The sequence below is a fragment of the Pseudomonas saliphila genome (assembly GCF_008638345.1).
Lineage (GTDB): Bacteria > Pseudomonadota > Gammaproteobacteria > Pseudomonadales > Pseudomonadaceae > Halopseudomonas > Halopseudomonas saliphila.
On the sequence record NZ_VTVA01000005.1, the window covers coordinates 48,391 to 72,417 of the forward strand.

A 24,027-nucleotide genomic window follows, 5' to 3' on the forward strand; every position below is an offset into this window, starting at 1 on the left:
GGTTCTGGAACAATCAATCGAACCTGAGTTCGCCCGTCATATCAACCACGGGCGCGGGCACCAATCGCGTCCGGGTTCATAATTCAAATAAGAGAAACATGAGATGAACAGACAGTCCCTTCAGATAGCCATGGCCTACATGTCCGTTGTTATCGGCGGCGGCTTTGCCTCCGGACAGGAAGTATTGCAATTCTTCACAGGCTTTGGAGTCATCGGCATTCTCGGCACTCTGGTCAGTGGCGTACTCTTTGCCTTCCTGGGTATGCAGATAGCCCGCATCAGCTCAAAAATGAAGGCCGACTCCCACAAGGCCGTGCTTTATATCCTGTTTGGGCAGAAAGCCGGATTCCTGGTGGACCTGGTGTTGTCGTTCTTCCTGTTTGGCGTCGGCGTCGTGATGCTGGCCGGTACGGGTTCGATTTTCAGTCAGCAGTATGATTGGCCCCCGCTTGCTGGCGGCATCCTGATGACGACGCTCGTTATCATTACGCTCTGCCTTAACGTCAAGAGCATCATTCGACTGATCAGTGCGGTATTGCCGTTCCTCCTGGGACTGGTGCTGATTATCACCACCTACTCGATCTTCAGCTACGACGCTCCCCTGGAAACCCTTGACCAGATAGCCAAGGAAGGTGACACAGTCAGCTCCAACTGGATCCTTGGCGCATTGCTCTACGCCTCATTCAATATCGCTGTCGGTTTTCCGATGCTGGCTGTCATTGGCGGCATGGTCAAATCGCAGCGAGCGGCCAGCCTCGGGGGCATTCTCGGTGGTTTGGGTCTGGGGCTTCTGATCCTGCTGCTGAACGTCGGTCTGTTCGCAAATATAAACCAACTGCAGGGTGTTGAGATGCCGACCCTGGCGCTGGCGGCGAACATCTCACCGGTTCTCTCGGCAATCATGTCGGTCGCCCTGGTCTGCATGATCTATAGCACTGCAGTGGGGATGTTCTTCGCTTTCAGTGCGCGTTTCGCAGCACCGGATACCCTGCAATTCAAGTCAGTCAGTACGATTTCCGTATTGATTGGTCTGGGTCTGAGCATGGCAGGCTTCAGCAAGTTGGTTGGCACCGTGTACCCCTTGCTGGGTTACGTTGGATTCGCCCTGATCCTGGCCATCGCCTTCAGCTGGATCCGCAACCGTCATCAACGTACTGACGATGCGCCAGAGATCACTGTGACCTCTGCCGAATCCAGATAATACCGACCCAGCGCAACGAAAAACGGCCGCTAAATCAGCGGCCGATTTTTTTTGCGGGTATACACCCAAGGGACCTGGATCAATCCACTCGCGCCTGCAGGTGACCCTCATGCAGGGTCAGCACGCGATCCATTTGTCCGGCCAGAGCCAAGTCATGGGTAACCACCATAAACGCCGTATTCAGACGCTGGCTCAGCTCCAGCATCAGCTCCTGAACCCCCCGCGCGGTGTGATGATCGAGGTTGCCGGTGGGTTCATCCAACAGCACGCAGGCAGGCTGATTGATCAACGCCCTGGCGATCGCTACCCGCTGACGCTCACCGCCGGACAGCTCAGCCGGCTTGTGCCGTGCGCGCTGGGCAAGCCCAACACTGGCGAGCATCGCGTTGCCACGCTCGCGCACCTGGGCAATGGGCATATTGCCAATCAGCAGCGGCATGCAGACGTTTTCCAGTGCGGTGAACTCGGCCAACAAGTGGTGAAACTGGTAAACAAAACCCAGACCACTATTGCGCAACCGGCCACGCTCGGATTCTTTCAATGCCGACATCTGATGGCCGGCTAGCCACACCTCACCTTCACTCGGCGTATCCAACCCACCAAGCATGTTCAACAGGGTGGTCTTGCCGGAACCCGAGCTGCCGACAATCGCTACGCGTTCCCCGGCCACCAACTTGAGATTGACTCTGTCCAATACTCTCAAGCGCTGAGGCCCGACGGCGTATTCCTTGCTCAGCTCGCGACATTCCAGAACAGCTTCAGTCATAACGCAAAGCCTCCGCCGGCTCGGTACGGGAGGCCCGCCACGCCGGATACAGTGTTGCAAGAAAACTCATGCCCAGGGCTGCAGAGCAGATAAGGATGACATCGGTCCAGATCAGTTGGGACGGCAAATAGTTGATGAAATACACATCCGAGCTGAGGAACTGCATTCCCAGCAGTTTTTCCAGCCCGGCCACCAGCGCGGAGACATTCAGCGCGGCCAGCACCCCCAATATTCCGCCTACCAGCGTGCCTACCACGCCGATCACCGAACCCTGCACCATAAAAATCCCCATGATGGTTCCCGGCGACGCACCCAGAGTACGCAGGATGGCGATATCGGCTTTCTTGTCAGTAACGACCATAACCAGCGTAGAAATAATATTGAATGCGGCAACGGCCACGATCAGCAGCAGCAACAGGCCAATCATGGTTTTTTCCATGCGGATCGCCGCAAATAGATTGCCGTGGCTGCGTGTCCAGTCCTGCGCGTAGTAATCACCCGATAACCCGGAGACTAATTCCCAGGACACAGTCGGGGCCTGGAACAGGTCATGCAATTTGACCCGAACGCCCTGCATCTGACCGGACGGCCAACGGCTCAGGCGAGCTGCATCGCCAGCATGGATAATGGCAAGTGAGCCATCCAGCTCGGCGCCCACCTTGAAGATCCCCTTGACCTCGAAACGCTTGAGCCGGGGGAATACGCCGGCTGGTGTCACGGAGGCCTCAGGAAGCACAAAGGTCAGCTTGTCACCCGGACGCACGCCGAAACGGTTAGCGGTCAGTTCGCCAATGATGATGCCGAATTCCCCATCCACCAGATCGTCGAGAGTGCCCTCTTCCATGTGCTGATCAATGATCGACACGCGTTTCTCAGCTTCGGGAATGATCCCGCTCACCAGTACCGGCGCCACGCTGCCGTCATGCGTGAGCATCCCCTGCAGCTGAATGAAGGGTGCAGCGGATTCAACCTGCGGATGCTCTTCCAGTTTGGACGTCAGCGTCGGCCAGTCATCGATCGGTTGATAACCGTTAATGGTGGCATGCGGCACCATGCCAAGAATGCGCGTGCGCAACTCCCGGTCGAAACCGTTCATGACAGACAACACGAGAATCATCACCAGCACGCCCAGGGTTAGACCCAGCATGGAGATTAGCGATATAAAGGAGATGAAATGATTGCGACGTTTCGCCCGCGTATAACGCAGGCCAATAAAGAATGGCAAAGGTCTGAACATGAAATATCAGGTCCCTGACGGGGGAATAGACCCGTAAGTGGCTATTGGGGCTGACATGTTACACTGAAATCGGTTGGGATAAACGGACGATGACATGCAACTGATAGACGAAAGTAATCAGGACAAAAGGGATTTTTACCGTATCGAGGATCAGCTAGCCCTCGACTATCGGGTTATCAACGGCCCAGACCTGGCTGATGCGCATTTTGGGTCTTCACAGTTCCAGATGCTCAGTGAGCTTCAGGTTCTGGAGCAGGAGTCTCAGCATCTGCTGCGCCAAATCAGTGAACGTGACCGCTCACTCGGTGGCTACCTTAAAATCATGAACAAGCGTATCGAACTGATCGCCAGAACACTGGTTAGCCAGGCGACTGATACGCCCACATGCAAACTGTCGGTGACGCTGAGTGAGGGCGGAATGTCTTTTGCAGCCGCCGAACGCCTCGATCCAGAAACCTGGCTGGCGTTACGCATAGTGCTCATGCCAACGCCGCTCGGACTGGTCGTTCCGGCGCGCGTACTGCGCTGCGACCCTGTGCCGAACGGCGAAGGCTGGACCATAGGGGTCAGCTTTGAAGCACTCAGTGATCCAGAGCGACAGCTGCTAGCGAAACACATTCTGCAGAAACAGGCACAGGAAATCCGTGCCGCAAAAACGGAAAGGACTCATACATGAACGACCTGAAAGCCCGACTATTCGCGCTCTCCTTGATCGTCACAACGCCGGTCACCTTTGCCGACACCCTCACCATCCCCGTCGGCCAACAGCACGGTTCAAGCATCTCAACTGATCTGCCGCAACGCGGCTTATCGGCTGCAACGGTACTGCAGCGACATGGCGACCCGGCGCTACGGCACGCAGCAGTTGGCGAACCGCCCCTCAGCCGCTGGGACTACCAGGGTTTCAGCGTGTACTTCGAGGCAGGCACCGTGGTGCACAGCGTGCTCCAACATCGTCCGAGGTCTAACTGAGCACAATGGCAATACTTTACGGTCACCGCGGGGCTCGCGGTGAAGCCCCGGAAAACACCCTCCCCAGTTTCCGCCAGGCGCTCGATGCGGGCGTAACGCGGATGGAGCTTGACCTGCATTTGTCGTCCGACCGCCAGTTGATGGTTATCCACGATCCCACACTCAAGCGCACCACTGGACTACGCGGCAAAATCGCACAGCACACGGCGGCGCAGCTGATGGAAATGGATGCGCGCTTCGCTCCGCCGGGCTGGCCGACCGCTTGCCCGATACCGAGCTTGAAACAGCTATTCGAGGCATTTCCGGAAATCGAGCATTATCAGCTTGAGGTCAAGTCGGGCTCGATAAACCAGTCGCGCATCGTCCTGAACGCCATCAATGCCTTGGTGGCGGCGTTCGGGTTGCAAGACCGCGTAGTGATTACCTCCAGCAGCCGGACACTGCTCAAGGTAGCGAAGGACACAGGGTTTAATTTGCCCACCGGACTAGTGGAAGAATATGGTCTGCTTGATCCGATACGCAGCGCATTGCGCTATGGCTGTCAGTTCCTGGTGTTGAACTGGAAACTTTGCAATCCCGATCGGATTAGTCGTGCGCAGCGTAAGGGTTTGCATGTGTCGGTGTGGACGGTTAATGATCCGGCTCTGATGGATCGGCTGGTCGACATGGGTGTCGACAGCATCATCACCGATGTACCGCACCTGGCTGTAAAGACCATAGGGTTGGGCACGTCAGACGAACTGCCCGGCTGAACGCCGGGCCTGTCACATCAGAATAAACGGTTCAGACCATCAAGCGCGGCCACGCGATAGGCTTCGGCCATGGTTGGATAGTTGAACGTGGTATTGACGAAATATTTGATCGAGTTGGAGTCGCCCTTCTGGGTCATTATGGCCTGACCGATGTGAACGATTTCCGACGCCTGGTCTCCGAAACAGTGGATACCCAGCACCTCCAGCGTTTCCCGATGAAACAACAGTTTGAGCATACCCACCGGCTCGCTACTGATCTGCGCCCTGGCCATGTTCTTGAAGAACGCCTGGCCAATTTCGTAGGGTACCTTTTCCTCAGTCAGTTCACGTTCGGTCTTGCCCAGCGAACTGATCTCGGGAATGGTATAAATGCCCGTCGGTACGTCGTCGACATAACGCCAGGCATCGTTACTGACGATATTACCCGCAGCGGAACGTCCCTGATCGAAGGCCGCACTGGCCAGGCTGGGCCAGCCAATTACATCGCCAACGGCGTAAATATTCGGCACTTCGGTGCGGTAATTCTCATCGGTGCTGAGCTGCCCGCGGCCATTGGCTTGCAGCCCGACATTCTCCAGACCGAGACCGTCAGTGTTGCCGGTACGGCCGTTGCACCAGAGCAACGCATCCGCCTTGAGCTTCTTGCCCGACTTCAAATGCAGCACCACGCCCCGGGTATCCAGCCCTTCGATCTTTTCATACTCCTCGTTATGTCGAATCAGCACCGCGTTGTTACGGAGGTGGTAACTCAGAGCATCAGAGATTTCGTCATCGAGGAAGCTGAGCAATCGATCGCGGTTATCAATCAGATCGACCTTCACCCCCAGTCCGCAAAAGATCGACGCATATTCGCAGCCGATTACTCCGGCGCCATAGATGATGAGGGTCCGCGGCGTATGGTTCAGCTTGAGAATGGTGTCGCTATCATAGATTCGAGGATGACTGAAGTTCACGTCGGCCGGACGATAAGGGCGCGAACCGGTCGCAACGATGATTTCCTTCGCTGCCAGGCGCTCTACCACGCCCTGGGCGTTTACCAGCTCGATGGTATTGGCGTCTGCGAAGCTGCCGCGACCAAAAAACAGATCAACACGGTTACGTGCATAGTAGCTGGTGCGCGAGGCGACCTGCTTGGCCATCACGCTTTCCGCACTTTTCAGCACGTCGGGAAAGGAGAACCAGCGCGGATCGCCAATAACGCGAAACATCGGGTTGGTATTGAAATGGATGATCTGCTTGACCGAATACCGCAGTGCCTTGGACGGGATCGTGCCCAGGTGAGTGCAATTGCCACCCACCAGGCTGTGGGCTTCAACCACTGCGACCTTGCGACCATGCTTGGCAGCATTCATCGCAGCGCCCTCGCCCGCAGGCCCCGAGCCCAGCACTACTACATCATAGTTATATACGGCCATACTTCGATTTCCTTGTTCCAATACCCGAATGCTTTCATAGTGCCAGCGTGCTAACTACTCGACCTTGGTCGCGTCGTAGGCCAGATCTGCTCTGGGCTTTTTCTTCGCCTCCAGGCTGCTTTCATCACACTTTTCGGCATTTCCGCCGCAAATCGAACAGCTCGAGTCCAGCCCCGTTGCGCCAATGCCGCCGCACGAGCCTGCGATCGGCTTGCGGCCCATCATCACACCAACAGCCATGCCGGCCACGACCAGGCACATCAACAAGAATGCCAATAACCAGACCATTTTTTACTCCTTGCCCTGTTTGAGGGCCTTGAATCGGGGCGTGCTTCGGGATTCGAAACCCACCCCTTTGCGTATTACAAATAGTGCAGCAATATCCTGCTCTACAGCATACAGCCAACCCTGCTCCGGACCCTTGACCAACAACAAGGTCGAGAGTCCGTCGGCCCGCGCTGTATCAGGATGCAGCACCGTCACGGCGGCCAATTGATGCATGACCGGCTGCCCGTTACGGGGATCAAAAGTGTGCGAATACCGTTTGCCGTCGAGTTCGAAGTAATTACGGTAATCACCCGAAGTGGAGACCCCATGACCATCAAGCGGGAGGATCAGCTGCGCGATCCGGCTGTCATCCCGGGGCTCTTCGATCGCTATCCGCCAGGGCACATCACCTGGCTTCAGGCCCGCCGCCTTGAGCTCCCCGGTGATTTCAACCATATAACTTGTGATGCCCTGTGCCGCCAGGTGTTCAACTACCCGATCAACCACATAACCGGCTGCCACACCGCTCAGATCCACTTGCACGTTGGCATCCTTGCACAGCTGACCGTCTACCGTACGCAGATGTTGCTGACCAACGTTCTGCAACACTTCGGCCAGCGCGGCGGCTTCGGGTATTGTCTGACTGGCCAGGCCGCCATGGAATCCCCATAAATCGAGCAAAGGCCCAATGGTGATGTCGAACCCACCATCACTGTGCTGGTGCAGCTCTTCGGCGAGCGACACCAGCTCCAGCACGGATTCGGGCATATCCTGGCACGAGCCAGCGGGCAGGCTATTGAAGCGCGCCAGATCGGAATCGTCACGCCAGGTCGAGACCTCGCTGTCAAATTCCGCTAGCAGCGCTTCGACACCCGTTTGTAACGCTTCCGGCGGCGGCGTCTCGTCCGTACCTACCCATTTTATCGAATAGGTACTGCCCATGGTGCCGCCGTAAATCTCGGAAACGGTTTCTGCAGAATTGAAACAGCCCGCTAACGCAGCTGCGAGAGCAACTACGAGAACGGGCCGAGTGGCGCTATGCAGCATGCTAGCCGCCGAAGTCATCGAGCAGGATATTCTCCGGCTCAACACCCAGATCTTGCAGCATCTTGATCACCGAGGCGTTCATCATCGGTGGACCACACATGTAGTACTCACAATCCTCAGGCGCCACATGGTCCTTGAGATAGTTCTCGTAAAGCACGTTGTGAATGAAGCCGGTTGGACCTTCCCAGTTGTCCTCAGGTAATGGATCGGACAATGCCAGGTGCCATTCGAAGTTTTCGTTCTCTGCCGCGAGTTTATCGTACTCCTCGACATAGAAGGCTTCGCGCAGCGATCGCGCCCCGTACCAGAAGGAAATCTTGCGCTTGGAGTGCAGTCGCTTCAGCTGGTCGAAGATATGCGAGCGCATCGGTGCCATGCCTGCACCACCGCCGATGAAGACCATTTCCGCCTCGGTATCCTTGGCGAAAAACTCACCAAACGGACCGTAGACAGTGACTTTATCCCCGGGCTTCAGACCGAACACCCAGGAAGACATCTTGCCGGGCGGCAGCTCATCACGACCGGGTGGCGGTGAAGCCACACGAATGTTGAACTTCACCAGGCCGCGTTCTTCCGGGTAGTTCGCCATGGAGTAGGCACGAATAACCGTCTCGTCGACTTTGGACACGAATTTCCAGAGGTTGAACTTGTCCCAGTCGCCGCGAAATTCCGGCTGAATATCGAAATCCTTGTAATGCACGGTATGCGGTGGGCATTCCAGCTGGACGTAACCACCGGCACGGAAATCGACGTTCTCGCCTTCCGGCAACTTCAGCGTCAGCTCCTTGATGAAGGTCGCGACGTTGGGGTTTGACACCACGGTGCATTCCCACTTCTTGACGCCGAAAACCTCTTCGGGCACTTCAATCTTCATGTCCTGCTTGACCGGAGTCTGGCAGGATAGACGCCACCCTTCTTTTGCTTCGCGCTTGGTGAAGTGGGTCTCTTCGGTGGGTAGCATTTCGCCGCCCCCGCTTTCGACTATGCACTTGCACTGAGCGCAGGTGCCGCCACCGCCACAGGCTGACGACAGAAAGATGCCGTTGGACGACAGCGTGTTCAGCAGCTTATCGCCTGCAGCAACAGTCACAGTGCGTTCACCGTTGATCTCGATGTTGACATCACCGCTGCTGACCAGCTTCGAGCGTGCAATCAGGATGACAGTCACCAGCGTCAGTACGATCGCTGTGAACATCCCTACGCCGAGATAAATTTCCATCTCCATCAGTTCAGCTCCTCTTTACAGTTGCACGCCGGAGAACGACATGAAACCGAGGGACATCAGACCCACGGCGATGAAGGTTATACCCAGGCCACGCAGGCCATCGGGCACGTCGCTGTACTTGAGCTTCTCGCGAATCCCCGCCAATGCGATGATCGCCAGCGCCCAGCCGACACCCGCGCCGAAGCCGTACACCACGCTTTCGCCGAAGGCGTAATCCCGCTCAACCATGAACAGTGCAGCACCCATGATCGCGCAGTTCACCGTAATCAGCGGCAAAAACACGCCCAGCGCGTTGTAGAGAGCAGGGACAAACTTGTCGAGCAACATTTCCATGATCTGCACGATCGCGGCGATAACGCCGATGTAGCTCAGCAGACCCAGGAAGCTGAGGTCGACATTGGGCAGGCCAGCCCAGGCTAATGCGCCATCCTTGAGCAGATAGGTATAGATCAGGTTGTTGGCCGGAACGGTGATCGTCAATACGACGACGACCGCGAGACCCAGACCAATTGCTGTCTGTACCTTCTTGGAGATGGCGATAAAGGTACACATCCCAAGGAAGAACGCGAGGGCCATGTTCTCAACAAAAATGGCCCGGACTGCGAGGCTTATATAATGTTCAATCATGGTTTACATAGCCTCCTTCACGGCACGGGACTGCGGCGCCATCGGGTAATCCTTCGCTTCAACCTGCTCGGTCTTCCAGCTACGCAACGCCCAGATAATCAAGCCGATGATAAAGAATGCGGACGGTGGCAGGAGTAACAAACCGTTGGGCTGATACCAGCCGCCTTCGCTGACCAGCGGCAGGATTTCGTAGCCCATCAACTTGCCCGCGCCAAGCAGTTCCCGAATGGTCGCAACCACAATCAGAATGAAGCTGTAGCCCAAGCCGTTACCCAAACCATCCAGAAAGCTGAGATGTGGCGGGTTTTGCATGGCGAACGCTTCGGCCCGTCCCATCACGATGCAGTTAGTGATGATCAGGCCGACAAACACCGATAGCTGCTTGCTGATATTAAAGGCATACGCCTTCAATACCTGATCCACCACGATAACCAGCGACGCAATGATCACCATCTGTACAATCATCCGGATCGAGCCAGGAATCTGCGACCGGATCACCGAGATGAAGGTGTTAGACAGAGCCACTACCGAGGTCAACGCCAGGCACATGACCAGGGTCACGTTGAGGCTGGTGGTGACTGCCAGAGCCGAACAAATACCCAGAATCTGGAGGGCGATCGGGTTGTTCTTGAATACAGGATCGAAAAGGACCCCTTTGGCACTTACGTTAGCCATGTCATGCCTCCCCTGCTTTCAGGTTTTGCAAGAAGGAACGGAAACCGGTGTCGCCCATCCAGAACCGAACCAGGTTCTCGACGCCGCGACTGGTTAGAGTGGCGCCTGCCAGACCATCAACCTTGTACTGACGACGCGGATCGCTGCCATCGACCGTACCTTTGACGACCTGCACGCCGACCTCGCCGTCGTCGGTGTATACGACATTACCTTTCCACAGCTCGCGCCAACGGGGGTTGTCCACTTCACCACCGAGACCGGGCGTTTCACCGTGCTGATAAAAACCCAGGCCACGGATGGTGTTCAGATCGCCTTCAAGTGCGAGAAAGCCGTACAGAGTGGACCACAGACCATAGCCATGAATTGGCAGTATCATGGTTTCGATGCCGTCTTCGTTCTCGATCATGTACACCGTAGCGTAATGCTCGCGACGACGAATGCTGGCGACATCTTCATGTGATTCCAGCGCCCGCGACAGATTCGGATCCCGCGCGGCGGCTTGCTGATCATAGGTCAACGGCTCTTCGGCATCGCTGAACTCACCGGTACGCAGGTCGACCAGACGCGCAGTAACCTGCTCGAACTGCTCGGCCACGCTCGGCCCTTCCTCCAGCAGACCGGCGATCAACAGAATGTTGCGCTGTTTGTCGAGCAACTGGTTCTTTACCTGCACCGGCTTGAGCGATACAGCAGCAACCGACACCACGATCGAGCACACCAGACAGACCAGCAGCGCGACGATAATGGTACGGCTGACGGATTCTTTTTTACTGGACATTACGTGCAAGCCTCCGTTTGATGTTGGCCTGAACGACGAAGTGATCGATCAGGGGAGCAAAGAGGTTGGCGAACAGAATCGCGAGCATCATGCCCTCCGGGAACGCTGGATTCACTACACGAATCAGCACCACCATTAAACCAATCAGCGCACCGAACACCCACTTGCCGGTATTGGTCATCGACGCCGACACAGGATCGGTCGCCATGAAGATCATGCCGAAGGCGAAACCACCAGTGACCAGGTGCCAGTACCACGGCATCGCGAACATCGGATTGGAGGTCGATCCCAGCACGTTGAACAACAGGCTGGTTGCGATCATACCGATCATCACACCCAGGACAATCCGCAAGCTGGCGATGCGGGTCATCAACAGCACTGCGCCACCAATGAAGATCGCCAGCGTTGAAGTTTCGCCCATCGAGCCGTGGATGCTGCCAAGGAAGGCATCCCACCAGGTGATACCCTGGCCAAGGACCGCTTCGAGACCACCCATCGCCATAGCACTGAGTGCAGTGGCACTGGCGTAGCCGTCAACCGCTGTCCATACCGCATCACCGGAAATTTCCGCGGGATAGGCAAAGAACAGGAAGGCCCGGCCGGTTAGCGCCGGGTTAAGGAAGTTCTTACCGGTACCGCCAAAGACTTCCTTGCCGATGACCACACCGAAGCTGATGCCCAGTGCAACCTGCCAGAGCGGGATATCCGGTGGAAGAATCAGTGCAAACAGGACCGACGTCACGAAGAAGCCTTCGTTGACCTCATGCTTGCGGACCGTTGCAAACACCACTTCCCAGAAACCACCGACCAGGAACGTCACCAGGTAGACAGGCAGAAAGTACGCCGCGCCGTGAATGAAGTTATCCCACAGACTGGCTGGATCGAAGCCGGCGAAAAGCTGGATCAACCCAATGCGCCAGCTGTCCTGCATGCCCAGCATCTCGGGGTTTTCAGCGTAGACACTGTTGGCCTGAAAGCCCACGTTGTACATCCCGTAGAACATTGCCGGGAAGGTACACAGCCAGACGGTGATCATCATCCGCTTGAGGTCCAGACCGTCGCGTACGTGAGCGGTAGTCCGGGTAACGCTGCTCGGCCGATACAGGAAAGTATCTACCGCCTCATACAAGGCGTAGTACTTCTCGTGTTTGCCGCCTTTTTCGAAGTTATGCTCGATCTTGTCAAGCAATGCACGAAGACCCATGGCTTAACCCTCCTTTTCAATGCGGGTTAGGTTATCCCGCAGAATCGGGCCGTATTCGTACTTACCGGCACATACGTAACTGCACAGCGCCAGATCTTCTTCGTCCAGTTCCATACAACCAAGCTGCTGCGCCACCTCGGTATCTCCGACAATCAGCGCACGTAGCAACTGGGTCGGCAGGATATCCAGCGGCATGACCTGTTCGTAGTTGCCCACCGGAATCATGGCGCGCGGGCTGCCATTAGTAGTGGTGGTCATGTCGAACAGCTTTGACGGATTGAGCTTGGACAGGAAGATATTCATTACCGAATGCTTGTCAGTACCCGCACGCAGATAATGCAACATTTGCCGGTCAGTGCCTTCGAGCAACACTGATGCCTGCAGATGGTAGCGGCCGAGGAAGCCCACCGGGCCACGGGCATGACGCCCGCCGAATACCGAACCGGAAATGATGCGGTTGTCGCCTGGCTTGAGCTCACCGGCGGTCAACTCCTCAAGGTTGGCACCCAGACGGGTTTTCAACAGACGTGGCTTTTCGACTTGCGGCCCACCCAGCGCAATGACGCGCTCGGTCCAGAGGCGGCCTTCGGTAAACAATTTACCGACCGCAATCACATCTTGATAGTTGATATGCCAGACCTGACGGGTTTCGCACACCGGATCCAGCATGTGGATATGCGTACCGGGCAAACCAGCCGGGTGCGGACCCGTAAAGCTTTCTGCGCGGACGCCATCAAGGTTTTCACCAGGGATCGTCGCGCCTTCAGCCTTGCATAGCCAGACGCGGGCTAATCGGGAAAGAACCTTCAGACCGTTTTCAAAAGCGTCAGCCTGACCGGCGAGCACGACAGCCGGGTCAGCTGCAAGAGGATGGGTATCAATGGCGGTGACAAAAATCGAACTGGGCTTTGCGTCGACCTCGGGGACTTTGCTGTATGGCCGCGTGCGCAGGGCCGTCCACATGCCTGAGTTGATCAGCTGCTCACGCACTTTGTCTGCATCAAGCGCGCCCAGGGTTGCCGCATCATGCGCATCGAATTCGACGGCGTCGTCACCTTCGACATCGATCACGACAGATTGCAAAACACGCTTTTCGCCACGATTGATGGCGCTGATTACGCCGCTGGCAGGAGCGGTATACACAACTCCAGGTGTTTTCTTGTCACTGAACAGGAGCTGTCCCAATCTGACCCGGTCACCCAATTGCACTTCCATGGTAGGTTTCATACCTTGGTAGTCGAAGCCGATTACGGCCACGCTGCGTACCTGACGGGCTTCGTCAATACGTTGCTCGGGCGACCCGGTGATTGGCAAGTCCAAGCCCCGTTTGATTTTTATCATACGAATAGCCTAATCACTGGTTGGAATCTATAAGGGTGTGCCGCTACCGAACCGGGAAACCCGACGATATGGCGCTGAAAACAGACGCGGAATCAATGCAAGACGGCAGCAAACCCCCACCAAAAATCCCGCTAAGTATAAAGACCCTGCCTAACCAAAGCTACTCAAGCACTTGAATATTTCGGGGTATCCGCTTCATCCGGCCGCAGTGACAATCAGTCGCATTTGATTCGCATCCCGAACAGGAGCGGCGCTTTGCGGCCACGCGCCTTCTGCGATTTCCGAGGCTCACTCCCCCTGCCCCTCCCACGGCCGGGCACCTCGAAATCTGAGCAACAAAAAAGGCGCCTGAGCGCCTTTTTTGTCAAACCGCTGTTCAGCCCTTCGACGGAAATGCCGGTGGGTTCACATTGGCCAGATCTTCAAGAATCCGTACAACCTGACAGCTGTAACCGAATTCGTTGTCGTACCACACGTACAGGATCACGCGATTGTCATTGCAGATAGTGGCTTCAGCATCCACTACGCCAGCATGGCGGGAACCGACAAAGTCGGTGGAAACCACTTCCAACGAGTTGGTGAAGTCGATCTGCTTGTGCAGGTCGGAGTGCAGCGCCATGTGGCGCAGGTAGTCATTCACCTCGTCACGGTTGGTGCTGCTCTTCAGATTCAGGTTCAGGATTGCCATCGAAACGTTAGGGGTGGGCACCCGAATCGCGTTCCCGGACAGCTTGCCTTCCAGTTCCGGGAGCGCCTTGGCCACGGCTTTGGCGGCACCGGTCTCGGTGATCACCATGTTCAGCGCGGCGCTTCGACCACGACGATTGCCCTTGTGGAAGTTGTCGATCAGGTTCTGGTCGTTGGTGTAGGAATGCACCGTCTCGACGTGACCATTCTCGATACCGTACTTATCGTTGATCGCCTTGAGCACCGGCACGATAGCGTTGGTGGTACAGGACGCAGCTGAAATAATCTTGTCTTCAGGGGTGATGGCAGCGTGGTTGATACCATGCACGATATTCTTCAGATCGCCCTTGCCCGGCGCGGTCAGCACGACCTGTGAAGCGCCCGGACATTTCAGGTGCTGGGACAGACCTGCTTCGTCACGCCATACGCCGGTGTTATCGACGACGATAGCGTCCTTTATGCCGTACTGGGTGTACACGACGCTGCTTGGGTCGCTGGCGTAAATGACCTGGATCACATTGCCGTTAGCTGTGAGCGTATTGCTCTCTTCATCAATGGTGATGGTGCCCTGGAATGAGCCATGCACGGAGTCGCGGCGCAGGAGACTGGCGCGCTTGGCCAGGTCATTTGCCGCACCCTTGCGCACGACGATCGCGCGCAGACGCAGACCGTCACCAGCGCCGGTCTTCTCGACCATAATGCGTGCGAGCAGACGACCGATACGACCGAAACCATACAGCACCACATCACGCCCTTCGCGACGCGCACCTTTCTTGCCGATGACTTCAGCCAGCTCATCACGCAGAAAGGAGTCCAGGTCATCGCCACCGGCAGCGCGGAATTTATTCACCAGACGGCCGAGATCGATCGATGCCGGCCCCAGATCCAGGTCCAGCAGCGCCTTGATAACCGGGAAGGTGTCATGCACTGACAACTCGTTATCATCAATCTGACGAGCGAAACGGTGAGATTTGAGCAGACTGATAACAGAACGGTTCACCAGACCGCGGCCATAGATTGAGGTCACCACGTTGTTCTCGCGGTACAGCCGACCGATCAGCGGAATCATCGCCTCAGCGGTGGCTTCTCGTTCAGTCCAGGCTTCCAGGCATTGATCGTATTGGGCTTGAGTCACGGTGTTTCCTTCCAGGTCTTGGGAGCTAAAGGGCCAATATTATGCGTTTCGCGGGCAGGAGAGGCAATCATCCTTGGAAAAAGCCGACAGACTAGAACAGTCCATGTCGGACAGACCGTACCAGACGGCGTTACACTAGCGCTTTTCCTGATGGACCCCAAGCATGCCCGCCAGTCAGACGATTTTACCCCTCGAAAAGTTCAACATTAATAGTGGCAAAGTTGCGTGGGGCCGGCTCGAGGGCGCGGCGCGCGCCCTGGCGATTGCTGAAGCGGCGAGTCGGCACCAGGGCCTTAGTCTGGTCATTACGCGGGACACCGCAATGGCCGATCGCCTCGAGCGTGAGCTGCGCTTCTTCGCACCCCATCTGCCCGTGCTCACTTTTCCCGACTGGGAAACCCTGCCCTATGATCGCTTCTCACCACACCAGGACATCATCTCTCAGCGTTTGAAAACGCTCTACCAGCTGCCCCAGGTCAATCAGGGCATTCTCGTCGTCCCGATGACCACCCTGCTCCACCGCATTCCGCCGCGCCCGTTCCTCGGCGGTTCGGTACTGATGATGGAAACCGGTCAGCAGCTGGATATCGACCGCATGCGTATGAACCTCGATGCCGCCGGTTACCGCTGCGTGGATACGGTCTATGAACATGGCGACTACGCCGTACGCGGTGCGCTACTGGACTTGTTCCCGATGGGCAGCAAACTGCCCTACCGGATCGACCTGTTCGACGATGAGATCGAGACACTGCGGACCTTCGATCCGGAAACCCAGCGCTCTATCGATAAGGTCGAGCGAATCCACCTGCTTCCGGCCCGTGAGTTCCCGCTGGACAAGTCCGCTCTCACCGGCTTTCGCGCGCGCTTTCGCGAACGTTTCTCGATTGACCATCGTAAGGTACCGCTTTACCAGGACATGTCCGAAGGCTTGATCCCGCCGGGCATCGAATACTACCTGCCGCTGTTTTTCGAGGAACTGGGAACGCTGTTCGACTATCTCCCCGACAATACGCTGCTATTCAGCGAGCCGGGGATCGAAGCCAGCGCAGAGCAATTCTGGAATGATGTGCGCTCGCGCCATCAGGACCAGAGCTTCGACCCGACCCGCCCTCTGCTTCCGCCCGCAGAGCTGTTTCTGACGGTGGAAGACTGCTTCGCCCAGATCAAAGCCTATCCGCGCATTGTCTGTCATACCGAAGAGGTAGCGCCTGGCGCCGGTCGCAGCAACCTGCCCTGCGAGGCGCCACCCGAGCTGCCGCTGGACAATAAGCGTGAGCGCCCGCTGGCGGAACTGGAAAGCTTCCTGCAGGCTTTCGCCGGCCGCGTGCTGTTCACGGCGGATTCGGCCGGGCGCCGGGAAGCCCTGCTCGAACTGCTGTCGCGCATCGACATCAAGCCGGAACAGTTTGATACCTGGCATGGCTTCACCCAGTCCCAGAGCCCGCTCGGCATTATCGTAGCGCCGGTGGACCAGGGACTGGTCGTGACTGAGCCGGCGGTTGCGCTGATATCCGAGACCCAGCTGTTCGGCAAACGCGTCATGCAGCGCAGGCGGCGCGGCAAGGTCACCGACCTGGGCGATGCGGTGATCCGCAACCTCACCGAACTGCGCGAAGGCGCGCCGGTGGTACATATCGATCACGGTGTCGGACGTTACTGCGGCCTGGTCAATCTGACGATCGAGGATCAGGAAGCAGAATTTCTCAAGCTGCTCTACGCCGACGAAGCGACGCTCTATGTGCCGGTATCGAACCTGCACCTGATCGCCCGCTACACCGGCTCGGAAGATGAAAACGCCCCGTTGCACCGGCTCGGCTCGGAGCAATGGCAGAAAGCCCGACGCAAGGCTGCTGAACAGGTGCGTGACGTGGCGGCCGAGTTGCTCGATGTCTACGCGCGACGCGCAGCGCGCATCGGCTTCAAATTCAGCGAGCCCGAGCATGACTACGAGGCGTTCGCCGATACCTTCCCGTTCGAGGAAACGGCGGACCAGCAGGCAGCCATCGAGGCCGTCATCAAGGACATGACCGGCGGTCAGCCGATGGATCGTCTGATCTGCGGCGACGTCGGTTTCGGCAAGACCGAGGTGGCCATGCGCGCGGCGTTCGTCGCAGTACACAGCGGCAAACAGGTCGCGGTCCTGGTACCAACGACATTGCTGGCTCAGCAGCACTTCAACAGTTTCAGCGACCGCTTCGCCGACTGGCCCGTCAAGGTCGAGGTTATGTCGCGCTTCAAGTCCGCCAAGGAGATGAAATCCGCCGTCGCCGAACTGGGTGACGGTAAGGTCGACATCATGATCGGCACCCACAAACTGCTGCAGCAAGACATCAGTTTCAAGGATCTGGGGCTGGTGATCATCGATGAAGAACACCGCTTTGGCGTTCGCCAGAAGGAACAGTTCAAGAAGCTGCGCAGTGAAGTGGACATCCTGACCCTGACCGCCACACCGATTCCGCGAACCCTGAACATGGCAATGTCGGGCATGCGCGATCTGTCGATCATTGCCACGCCGCCGGCCCGCCGGCTTTCGGTCAAGACCTTCGTCATGCAGCAGCAGCCCGCCGTACTCAAAGAGGCGATCCTGCGCGAATTGCTGCGTGGCGGGCAGATCTACTATCTGCACAACGAAGTACAGACAATCGAAAAGTGTGCAGCCGACTTGGCCGAACTGGTACCCGAAGCGCGCATTGGCGTCAGCCACGGACAGATGCCAGAACGCGCGCTGGAACAAGTGATGCGTGACTTCTATCACCGGCGGTTCAATATCCTGGTCACGACAACCATCATCGAGACAGGCATCGACGTCCCCAGCGCCAACACCATCATCATCGAGCGCGCCGACAAGTTCGGCCTGGCTCAATTGCACCAGTTGCGTGGCCGGGTCGGCCGCAGCCATCACCAGGCCTACGCCTACCTGCTCACCCCCCACGGCAGAAAAGTCACCGGGGATGCGGAGAAGCGCCTTGAAGCCATTGCCATGGCGCAGGATCTCGGCGCCGGTTTCACCCTGGCGACCCACGATCTGGAAATTCGCGGAGCTGGCGAGCTGCTCGGCGATGGCCAGAGCGGACAAATTCAGGCGGTTGGTTTCACGCTGTATATGGATATGCTGGAGCGCGCGGTCAAAGCGATCCAGAGCGGCAAGGAACCGTCACTGGACAAGCCGCTCGGTGGTGGACCGGATATCAACCTGCGTCTGCCAGCCCTGATACCAGACGACTATCTGCCGGACGTACATACCAGACTGATCCTCTACAAGCGCATCGCCAATGCCAACGATGAGGATGCATTACGCGACCTGCAGGTAGAGATGATCGATCGCTTCGGCCTGTTGCCAGGACCGGTGAAGACCCTGTTCCGGGTTACCTCGCTCAAATTGCGTTGCGAGCCGCTGGGGATCTCCAAGGTCGATGTGGGGCCGGAACATGGCAGGGTCGAGTTTGCGGGTGAAACCTCAGTCGACCCACTGGTACTGGTGCGCCTGATACAGGACAATCCCCAGCGCTATCGACTGGAAGGCGCCACCATGTTTCGTTTCAATGCGCCGATGGCTAATGCTGAGCTGCGGCTCAATACGGTCGAAGCGCTTATCGAACGGCTGGAGAAGCCGCCGATCGAACCGAAAGCCAAAGGAAAACGCAAATGAAAACACCCGTCTCTCGCTTGCACGCCATGCTGTTTCTGCTGATGTGCAGCGTGACATCCCTGGCCAGCGCACAGGACTACATCGTCGAAGTCGTGTTGTTCACCCAACCGAGCAGCCGTATCGTTGCGGGCCCAGCCCCGGAACTGGACTGGAAAGCTGACGCGGCCGAACTGGACAGCACCACACGGAGCAACGTGCGCCCCATTGATGACTCCCGCCATCGCCTGGCAAACGAAGCCAGAAAGCTGTCCGCCCAGGGGTCCAGGATTCTGTTTCACCAAGCCTGGACTCAGCCCGCCGGCACGCCGGTCGCCGTAACCAAAGGGGAAGACCTGACTGGCTTCGATTTGTATCCAGTGCAAGGCGTAGTCAGCCTGAGCCGTGACAACACGCTGGAGGCCAACGTCGCCTTCTGGGTTAATCACGAAGCAGCCTCGATGGATAGCGAGCCGGTCAGCGAACGCTTGAAACAGAGCCGCCGCCTGCGCCCTGACGAAGTTCACTACCTGGATCATCAAAGCCTGGGAATGCTGATTATCGTTAGCCGCTAGACTAAAAGTTGTCGGCGACTCCAATCTCCACCGCGGAGCGAGGCGGCAGGGTTGCGCTGACCGTCCGATGACATGGATGTCATCGTCGAGCTTACAGGGACGTACTTGCAGCGTGTCAGCGCGGCCCTGTCGCCTCGCGGAAGCTAGCTCAAAACTCATAAATATTGTGCTGCGATTCTGGAGCTCAGCGCCCGCCAACTGTCAGTGATTGCGCAAGACGCCGTGAACCCGTCCCTGGGGGCTTGACGAAAACATCCCTGTTTTCAACACTTGCTCCACCCTGACAGCCGACGGACTCGATCAGGCATAGATGCGGCAGCGAGATTAGAACCGATTTCAAGAACTGGCCGGCAACTCCAATCTCCGTGGCGGAGCGAGGCGACAGGGTTGCGATGACCGTTCGATGACATGGATGTCATCGCCGAGCTTACAGGGACGTACTGGCAGCGTGTCAGCGCGGCCCTGTCGACTCGCGGAAGCTAACTCACAACTCACAAATGCTGCGCTGAGACTCCGAAGCTAACCGCCCGCCAGCGCAAGACGCCGTAAACCCATCCATAGGGGCTTGGAGAAAACATCCCTGTTTTCAACACTTGCTCCACCCTGACAGCCGCGGAAGCAGACTTCAGATCACCGCTCAGGCCTCAGTGATCACACGAGTCAGGATATTCCTGACCTGCCCCATCCCCTCGGCGACCACCTGCTCGATAGACTCCATGCTGATCAGGTCTGAGTGCGTGCCTGCGGCAGGATTCACCACCAGGGCCAGACACGCGTATGGCAGTCCCAGCTCGCGCGCCAAGGCCGCTTCCGGCATGCCGGTCATGCCCACGATGTCACAACCATCGCGCTGAAGCCGACGTATCTCCGCCGCCGTTTCCAGACGCGGGCCCTGAGTCACCGCGTGCACGCCATGCGGACTATGCGCAATCGACTGGCGCGCCATAACGCCGACCAGCTTCTTGCGCAGACTTTCATCGTAGGGATAGCTGAAATCGATATGGGTGACGTGGTCAAGATCGACCTCGAAGAAGCTGCCTTCGCGGCCCCAGGTATAGTCAATCAACTGGTCAGGCACACAAAAGTGCCCCGAGCCCATCGCGCTGTGGATGCCGCCGACAGCGTTTATCGCTATCACAGCATCGGCACCCGCCTCTTTCAGGGCCCACATGTTGGCTCGGTAGTTGATCTTGTGCGGTGGCAGGCGATGCGGATTACCGTGGCGAACCAGAAATAGCACTTCACGACCGGCGAGCAGGCCTTTTATCACCGGACCTGATGCCCTGCCGAACGGAGTTGCCGGATCCAGTTCCGCAGTTATCTGCAACTCATCCAGTGTGCTCAGCCCGGTGCCACCAATGATCGCGACGCTATCCATCAGAGTAACTCCAGACTTTTCAGCAGACCTCTGGCCTGCAACCATGTCGGCGACGACTTGTATTCAACGCCGGGTAGGTGACGGGCGAGCATGCGGTCCAGATTGTCCGGTGCCTGAACACCGAGCTGCTGTACATGCACCAGTGCCTGCTCCGCCGCGCTGCGATCATTGCAGACCAGCAGCATATCGCAGCCGGACTGCAGCGCCGCATCCACACGCTCACTCATGCCGCCCACCGCATGCGCACCCGCCATCGTCAGGTCGTCACTGAAGATGACGCCTTCGAAAGCCATCTCGGCGCGCAGGATATCCTGCAACCAGCGCCTGGAGAATCCGGCGGGCAGCTTATCCACGGAGGGGTATACGACGTGAGCGGGCATGATGCCGTCCAGTTGCGCGGCTAGCGCCGCAAACGGCAACAGATCCGTGGCGCGAATTTCCTCCTCCGATCGCTCATCAACTGGCAAGTCAAAATGCGAGTCAGCTTCAGCCCAGCCATGGCCCGGGAAATGCTTGCCGGTTGCGGCCATGCCCGCCTGCTTGAGACCTTCAATGTACGCCTTGGCCAGGCGGATAACCTGCTGGGGATCGCCACCCAGTGAGCGATTACCGATGACAGCACTGCGCCCGTAATCCAGATCCAGCACCGGCGCGAAACTGATATCGATGCCGCATGCGAGCATTTCGGTTGCCATCAGCCAGGCCGCTGCGGTGGCTGCCTGTTCGGCCTGTTGCCCGCTCAGGGCGGCCACGTCGCCTAACGCAGGCAAGCGCAACACACCGTTGCGCAGCCGCTGTACCCGTCCGCCCTCCTGATCGATGGCAACGATCATATCCGGACGCACCGCGCGGATCGCCTTGACCAACTCGCGCACCTGCGCAGGTGATTCGGTGTTACGGGCAAACAGTATGATGCCGCCGACTTCCGGCTGCCTCAGTATCTGGCGGTCGGCTGCATCCAGCCAAGTGCCTGCCACGTCCAGCATCAGGGAACCTTGATTCAATCCTATTACTCCTGCCTAACAAATAAGGTAATGACGCAAATCCAACCGCCGGGATGATTATTCAGCAATCTCAACCTTGCAACCGATCGGGGTCATATCGAAAAGCGCGACGATATCGACACTGCGCAGCCGCACGCAGCCGTGTGACAAGGCCACGCCCATGGGTTGATCATCGCCGGTACCATGCAGATAAATGTAACGCCGCTGGGAGTCGCAGTTTCCGCCCCGATTAAAGCCGGGCTGCTCGCCACACAACCAGAGGATGCGCGTCAGAATCCAGTCGCGCTTGGGATGCTGAGCGGCAAGTTCAGGCGACCACACTTCGCCAGTAGGACGTCTGCCAATGAATACTGCCCCCTGGGGCTGACCACCACCAATGCGCGCGCGCACCCGATGCAGGCCGCGCGGCGTGCAACCGCTGGCATTCTGCTCGCCTGGCCCACTGAGTGCGGTCGAAACGGGAAACGTGCAAACACGCTGACCGGACGCATATCCGGTCAGCTGTTGCGAAGAAAGCGATATGTGGATCAGATCCAGTTGCATGCACGCCCCTGCAAAAGTGCACACGATAACGGATCAGGAGGCGGGAGGTAAGCCCATCACGCGGTTTGCAGGCGTCCTTCGGGCGGCGCTGCGCGCCCTGCCGTACTGCCTTCGGCACGCATACCCGCGGCCAGGAAAGGCACCATCAGCCGGAGCACACGGTCCACACCAAGATGCACACCAAATTCAGCCTCCGCGATGGCCCTGAGCGCCTTCATACTGGACATGGTGAAGGCGGCGCTACCGAGCATGAAATGCACCCGCCAGAACAACTCATCGGGCGGTAGTTGCGGCGCAGCGCGGTACACCAGCGCCATGTAGCGCTGAAATACCTTGCCGTAGACTTCGCCCAGATATTTGCGCAAATGCCCCTGACTCTGACTGAAAGCCAGGCCCAGCAGCCGCATGAATATGGACAAGTCATTACCGCTGCGCGGTTTTACCGTGAGCACCTGGCTGACCAGCATCTCGAGAAGCTCTTCAAGACTGGGATCAGCGTCTTCGGCAGCTTCCTGACGACGATCGAGCTCCCGCTCAAGACTCGAGACAAACGGATCAAGGAACCGCACGAATACCGCCTGGATCAACGCTTTCTTGGAACCGAAGTGATAATTGACCGCTGCAAGGTTTACCCCCGCCTTGCTGGTGATCAATCGTAGGGAGGTTTCTGCAAAGCCTTTTTCAGCAAATGATTGCTCGGCTGCATCGAGAATTCTTTGAACAGTATCAGAATGGGCCATCTGGATTCCAAGGACGCCAACAGGTGTTTGAAACATACGTATCAAACGGCAGAGCTGTCAAGTGCCTCCCGAGGATCACTGCGGAAAGGCAAATCCCTGATGCAACTAGCGTTCTAAACAACCTGCAGGGACGATGCAAGCTTTTGAATACTGGCAAGCTTGTACTGACCAGTTAACTGTATATAATCACAGCTACTGTATAAAAAAACAGGCACCAATTGAATGCAAAAGCTAACCGCACGGCAGCAGCAGATCCTTTCCTTTATCAAGGATTACATGGATGCCCACGGATATCCGCCGACCCGTGCGGATATCGCCCGGGAAATCGGTTTCAAATCGCCGAATGCAGCTGAGGATCATCTGCGCGCCCTCGCCCGCAAAGGGGCCATTGAGATGATACCCGGTGCATCGCGCGGCATTCGCTTGCCAGCTGACATGCTTAACGCTGCCGACGATCGTTTGCCGGTCATAGGCCAGGTGGCCGCCGGCGCACCGATTCTGGCGGTCGAGAACATTGAAGACCATTGCCGGGTCGATCCGGACTTCTTCCATCCCAGGGCCGACTACCTGCTCAAGGTCAAAGGCATGAGTATGAAGGATATCGGCATTTTCGATGGCGATCTGTTGGCTGTTCACCGTACCGCCGAAGCACGCAACGGTCAGGTGGTTGTCGCACGCATCGGTGATGAGGTCACTGTAAAACGCTTCATGAAAAAAGGACGCAAGGTGTCGCTGATCGCGGAGAACCCCGAGTTCGCGCCGATTGACATTGACCTTGCCGAACAGGAATTGATTATCGAAGGATTGAGCGTCGGCGTCATACGCCGCTAGTC

Annotated in this window: 23 protein-coding genes; 7 read left to right on the plus strand and 16 right to left on the minus strand. The window is 57.4% G+C overall.

Annotated elements, in window-relative coordinates:
* Positions 1 to 103 precede the first annotated feature (103 nt).
* Entirely contained in the window at positions 104 to 1,201 is a 1,098-nt protein-coding gene (locus FHK95_RS07420; protein WP_150303964.1) for a YkvI family membrane protein, read from the plus strand.
* Between the two features lie 79 nt (positions 1,202 to 1,280).
* On the opposite strand, the gene lolD is transcribed toward FHK95_RS07420, so the two are convergent.
* Complete coding sequence (gene lolD, locus FHK95_RS07425) at positions 1,281 to 1,967, minus strand: lipoprotein-releasing ABC transporter ATP-binding protein LolD (RefSeq protein ID WP_150303965.1); 687 nt, start codon at positions 1,965 to 1,967, stop codon at positions 1,281 to 1,283.
* Positions 1,960 to 3,204: a lipoprotein-releasing ABC transporter permease subunit gene (locus tag FHK95_RS07430; RefSeq protein ID WP_150303966.1), complete on the minus strand. Its 1,245-nt coding sequence runs from the start codon at positions 3,202 to 3,204 to the stop codon at positions 1,960 to 1,962. Before FHK95_RS07430 ends, lolD begins: the two co-directional genes overlap by 8 nt.
* Before the next feature lie 94 nt (positions 3,205 to 3,298).
* Between FHK95_RS07430 and FHK95_RS07435 the strand changes: the two genes are divergently transcribed.
* Genes FHK95_RS07435 through FHK95_RS07445 form a run of 3 tightly spaced genes read left to right on the plus strand, consistent with a single transcriptional unit; the run spans position 3,299 to position 4,928 of the window.
* Entirely contained in the window at positions 3,299 to 3,880 is a 582-nt protein-coding gene (locus tag FHK95_RS07435; protein WP_150303967.1) for a PilZ domain-containing protein, read from the plus strand.
* Entirely contained in the window at positions 3,877 to 4,176 is a 300-nt protein-coding gene (locus FHK95_RS07440) for a phosphodiesterase (RefSeq protein WP_150303968.1), read from the plus strand. Before FHK95_RS07435 ends, FHK95_RS07440 begins: the two co-directional genes overlap by 4 nt.
* Before the next feature lie 5 nt (positions 4,177 to 4,181).
* Positions 4,182 to 4,928: a glycerophosphodiester phosphodiesterase gene (locus FHK95_RS07445; protein ID WP_150303969.1), complete on the plus strand. Its 747-nt coding sequence runs from the start codon at positions 4,182 to 4,184 to the stop codon at positions 4,926 to 4,928.
* A gap of 17 nt (positions 4,929 to 4,945) precedes the next feature.
* Here the strand turns inward: FHK95_RS07445 and sthA are convergent, their stop codons facing one another.
* From sthA to FHK95_RS07495, 10 genes are all read right to left on the minus strand, one after another.
* Positions 4,946 to 6,343: a Si-specific NAD(P)(+) transhydrogenase gene (sthA, locus tag FHK95_RS07450; RefSeq protein ID WP_150303970.1), complete on the minus strand. Its 1,398-nt coding sequence runs from the start codon at positions 6,341 to 6,343 to the stop codon at positions 4,946 to 4,948.
* Between the two features lie 54 nt (positions 6,344 to 6,397).
* Positions 6,398 to 6,631, minus strand: a complete 234-nt coding sequence (gene nqrM, locus FHK95_RS07455) for a (Na+)-NQR maturation NqrM (protein ID WP_150303971.1) — start codon at positions 6,629 to 6,631, stop codon at positions 6,398 to 6,400.
* 3 nt (positions 6,632 to 6,634) lie between these two features.
* Positions 6,635 to 7,657, minus strand: coding sequence for an FAD:protein FMN transferase (locus FHK95_RS07460; protein ID WP_150303972.1), 1,023 nt, complete (start codon positions 7,655 to 7,657; stop codon positions 6,635 to 6,637).
* A gap of 1 nt (position 7,658) precedes the next feature.
* On the minus strand, positions 7,659 to 8,882 hold the full coding sequence (gene nqrF / locus FHK95_RS07465) for an NADH:ubiquinone reductase (Na(+)-transporting) subunit F (RefSeq protein WP_150303973.1): 1,224 nt from the start codon (positions 8,880 to 8,882) through the stop codon (positions 7,659 to 7,661).
* A gap of 15 nt (positions 8,883 to 8,897) precedes the next feature.
* Positions 8,898 to 9,506, minus strand: coding sequence for an NADH:ubiquinone reductase (Na(+)-transporting) subunit E (gene nqrE / locus FHK95_RS07470; RefSeq protein ID WP_150304113.1), 609 nt, complete (start codon positions 9,504 to 9,506; stop codon positions 8,898 to 8,900).
* A gap of 6 nt (positions 9,507 to 9,512) precedes the next feature.
* On the minus strand, positions 9,513 to 10,184 hold the full coding sequence (locus tag FHK95_RS07475) for an NADH:ubiquinone reductase (Na(+)-transporting) subunit D (protein ID WP_150303974.1): 672 nt from the start codon (positions 10,182 to 10,184) through the stop codon (positions 9,513 to 9,515).
* Between the two features lies 1 nt (position 10,185).
* On the minus strand, positions 10,186 to 10,962 hold the full coding sequence (locus FHK95_RS07480; RefSeq protein WP_150303975.1) for a Na(+)-translocating NADH-quinone reductase subunit C: 777 nt from the start codon (positions 10,960 to 10,962) through the stop codon (positions 10,186 to 10,188).
* Complete coding sequence (locus tag FHK95_RS07485; RefSeq protein ID WP_150303976.1) at positions 10,952 to 12,166, minus strand: NADH:ubiquinone reductase (Na(+)-transporting) subunit B; 1,215 nt, start codon at positions 12,164 to 12,166, stop codon at positions 10,952 to 10,954. The genes FHK95_RS07480 and FHK95_RS07485 overlap by 11 nt, the downstream gene beginning before the upstream one ends.
* A gap of 3 nt (positions 12,167 to 12,169) precedes the next feature.
* Positions 12,170 to 13,507 (minus strand): Na(+)-translocating NADH-quinone reductase subunit A, encoded by a 1,338-nt coding sequence (locus tag FHK95_RS07490; RefSeq protein ID WP_150303977.1) that lies wholly within the window; start codon positions 13,505 to 13,507, stop codon positions 12,170 to 12,172.
* Positions 13,508 to 13,883: 376 nt separating this feature from the next.
* The gene (locus FHK95_RS07495; RefSeq protein WP_150303978.1) at positions 13,884 to 15,329 is read right to left on the minus strand and encodes a glyceraldehyde-3-phosphate dehydrogenase; all 1,446 of its coding nucleotides are present in this window, start codon (positions 15,327 to 15,329) and stop codon (positions 13,884 to 13,886) included.
* 163 nt (positions 15,330 to 15,492) lie between these two features.
* Here FHK95_RS07495 and mfd point away from each other — a divergent pair, with 163 nt between their 5' ends.
* Positions 15,493 to 18,978, plus strand: coding sequence for a transcription-repair coupling factor (mfd, locus tag FHK95_RS07500; protein WP_150303979.1), 3,486 nt, complete (start codon positions 15,493 to 15,495; stop codon positions 18,976 to 18,978).
* Positions 18,975 to 19,529: a CsiV family protein gene (locus tag FHK95_RS07505; RefSeq protein WP_150303980.1), complete on the plus strand. Its 555-nt coding sequence runs from the start codon at positions 18,975 to 18,977 to the stop codon at positions 19,527 to 19,529. Before mfd ends, FHK95_RS07505 begins: the two co-directional genes overlap by 4 nt.
* Positions 19,530 to 20,166: 637 nt before the next feature.
* Here FHK95_RS07505 and FHK95_RS07510 read toward each other — a convergent pair.
* From FHK95_RS07510 to FHK95_RS07525, 4 genes are all read right to left on the minus strand, one after another.
* Positions 20,167 to 20,907, minus strand: a complete 741-nt coding sequence (locus tag FHK95_RS07510) for an S-methyl-5'-thioinosine phosphorylase (protein WP_150303981.1) — start codon at positions 20,905 to 20,907, stop codon at positions 20,167 to 20,169.
* Complete coding sequence (gene nagZ / locus FHK95_RS07515; RefSeq protein WP_150304114.1) at positions 20,907 to 21,893, minus strand: beta-N-acetylhexosaminidase; 987 nt, start codon at positions 21,891 to 21,893, stop codon at positions 20,907 to 20,909. The genes FHK95_RS07510 and nagZ overlap by 1 nt, the downstream gene beginning before the upstream one ends.
* A gap of 75 nt (positions 21,894 to 21,968) precedes the next feature.
* Positions 21,969 to 22,454, minus strand: a complete 486-nt coding sequence (locus tag FHK95_RS07520) for a L,D-transpeptidase (protein ID WP_150303982.1) — start codon at positions 22,452 to 22,454, stop codon at positions 21,969 to 21,971.
* A 56-nt stretch (positions 22,455 to 22,510) separates the two neighbouring features.
* Positions 22,511 to 23,194 (minus strand): TetR/AcrR family transcriptional regulator, encoded by a 684-nt coding sequence (locus FHK95_RS07525; RefSeq protein WP_150303983.1) that lies wholly within the window; start codon positions 23,192 to 23,194, stop codon positions 22,511 to 22,513.
* Positions 23,195 to 23,416: 222 nt separating this feature from the next.
* Between FHK95_RS07525 and lexA the strand changes: the two genes are divergently transcribed.
* The gene (gene lexA, locus FHK95_RS07530; protein WP_150303984.1) at positions 23,417 to 24,025 is read left to right on the plus strand and encodes a transcriptional repressor LexA; all 609 of its coding nucleotides are present in this window, start codon (positions 23,417 to 23,419) and stop codon (positions 24,023 to 24,025) included.
* The last annotated feature ends 2 nt before the right edge of the window (positions 24,026 to 24,027 follow it).

Excerpts from the sequence above, each read along its gene's own strand:
- nqrM (WP_150303971.1), bottom strand. The coding sequence starts at position 6,631 with ATGGTCTGGTTATTGGCATTCTTGTTGATGTGCCTGGTCGTGGCCGGC.
- sthA (WP_150303970.1), bottom strand. The coding sequence starts at position 6,343 with ATGGCCGTATATAACTATGATGTAGTAGTGCTGGGCTCGGGGCCTGCG.
- FHK95_RS07445 (WP_150303969.1), top strand. The coding sequence starts at position 4,182 with ATGGCAATACTTTACGGTCACCGCGGGGCTCGCGGTGAAGCCCCGGAA.
- FHK95_RS07460 (WP_150303972.1), bottom strand. The coding sequence starts at position 7,657 with ATGCTGCATAGCGCCACTCGGCCCGTTCTCGTAGTTGCTCTCGCAGCT.
- FHK95_RS07480 (WP_150303975.1), bottom strand. The coding sequence starts at position 10,962 with ATGTCCAGTAAAAAAGAATCCGTCAGCCGTACCATTATCGTCGCGCTG.
- FHK95_RS07430 (WP_150303966.1), bottom strand. The coding sequence starts at position 3,204 with ATGTTCAGACCTTTGCCATTCTTTATTGGCCTGCGTTATACGCGGGCG.
- mfd (WP_150303979.1), top strand. The coding sequence starts at position 15,493 with ATGCCCGCCAGTCAGACGATTTTACCCCTCGAAAAGTTCAACATTAAT.
- FHK95_RS07440 (WP_150303968.1), top strand. The coding sequence starts at position 3,877 with ATGAACGACCTGAAAGCCCGACTATTCGCGCTCTCCTTGATCGTCACA.
- FHK95_RS07510 (WP_150303981.1), bottom strand. The coding sequence starts at position 20,907 with ATGGATAGCGTCGCGATCATTGGTGGCACCGGGCTGAGCACACTGGAT.
- lolD (WP_150303965.1), bottom strand. The coding sequence starts at position 1,967 with ATGACTGAAGCTGTTCTGGAATGTCGCGAGCTGAGCAAGGAATACGCC.
- FHK95_RS07420 (WP_150303964.1), top strand. The coding sequence starts at position 104 with ATGAACAGACAGTCCCTTCAGATAGCCATGGCCTACATGTCCGTTGTT.
- FHK95_RS07520 (WP_150303982.1), bottom strand. The coding sequence starts at position 22,454 with ATGCAACTGGATCTGATCCACATATCGCTTTCTTCGCAACAGCTGACC.
- FHK95_RS07435 (WP_150303967.1), top strand. The coding sequence starts at position 3,299 with ATGCAACTGATAGACGAAAGTAATCAGGACAAAAGGGATTTTTACCGT.
- FHK95_RS07475 (WP_150303974.1), bottom strand. The coding sequence starts at position 10,184 with ATGGCTAACGTAAGTGCCAAAGGGGTCCTTTTCGATCCTGTATTCAAG.
- lexA (WP_150303984.1), top strand. The coding sequence starts at position 23,417 with ATGCAAAAGCTAACCGCACGGCAGCAGCAGATCCTTTCCTTTATCAAG.
- FHK95_RS07525 (WP_150303983.1), bottom strand. The coding sequence starts at position 23,194 with ATGGCCCATTCTGATACTGTTCAAAGAATTCTCGATGCAGCCGAGCAA.
- nagZ (WP_150304114.1), bottom strand. The coding sequence starts at position 21,893 with ATGCTGGACGTGGCAGGCACTTGGCTGGATGCAGCCGACCGCCAGATA.
- FHK95_RS07505 (WP_150303980.1), top strand. The coding sequence starts at position 18,975 with ATGAAAACACCCGTCTCTCGCTTGCACGCCATGCTGTTTCTGCTGATG.
- nqrF (WP_150303973.1), bottom strand. The coding sequence starts at position 8,882 with ATGGAGATGGAAATTTATCTCGGCGTAGGGATGTTCACAGCGATCGTA.
- FHK95_RS07485 (WP_150303976.1), bottom strand. The coding sequence starts at position 12,166 with ATGGGTCTTCGTGCATTGCTTGACAAGATCGAGCATAACTTCGAAAAA.
- FHK95_RS07490 (WP_150303977.1), bottom strand. The coding sequence starts at position 13,507 with ATGATAAAAATCAAACGGGGCTTGGACTTGCCAATCACCGGGTCGCCC.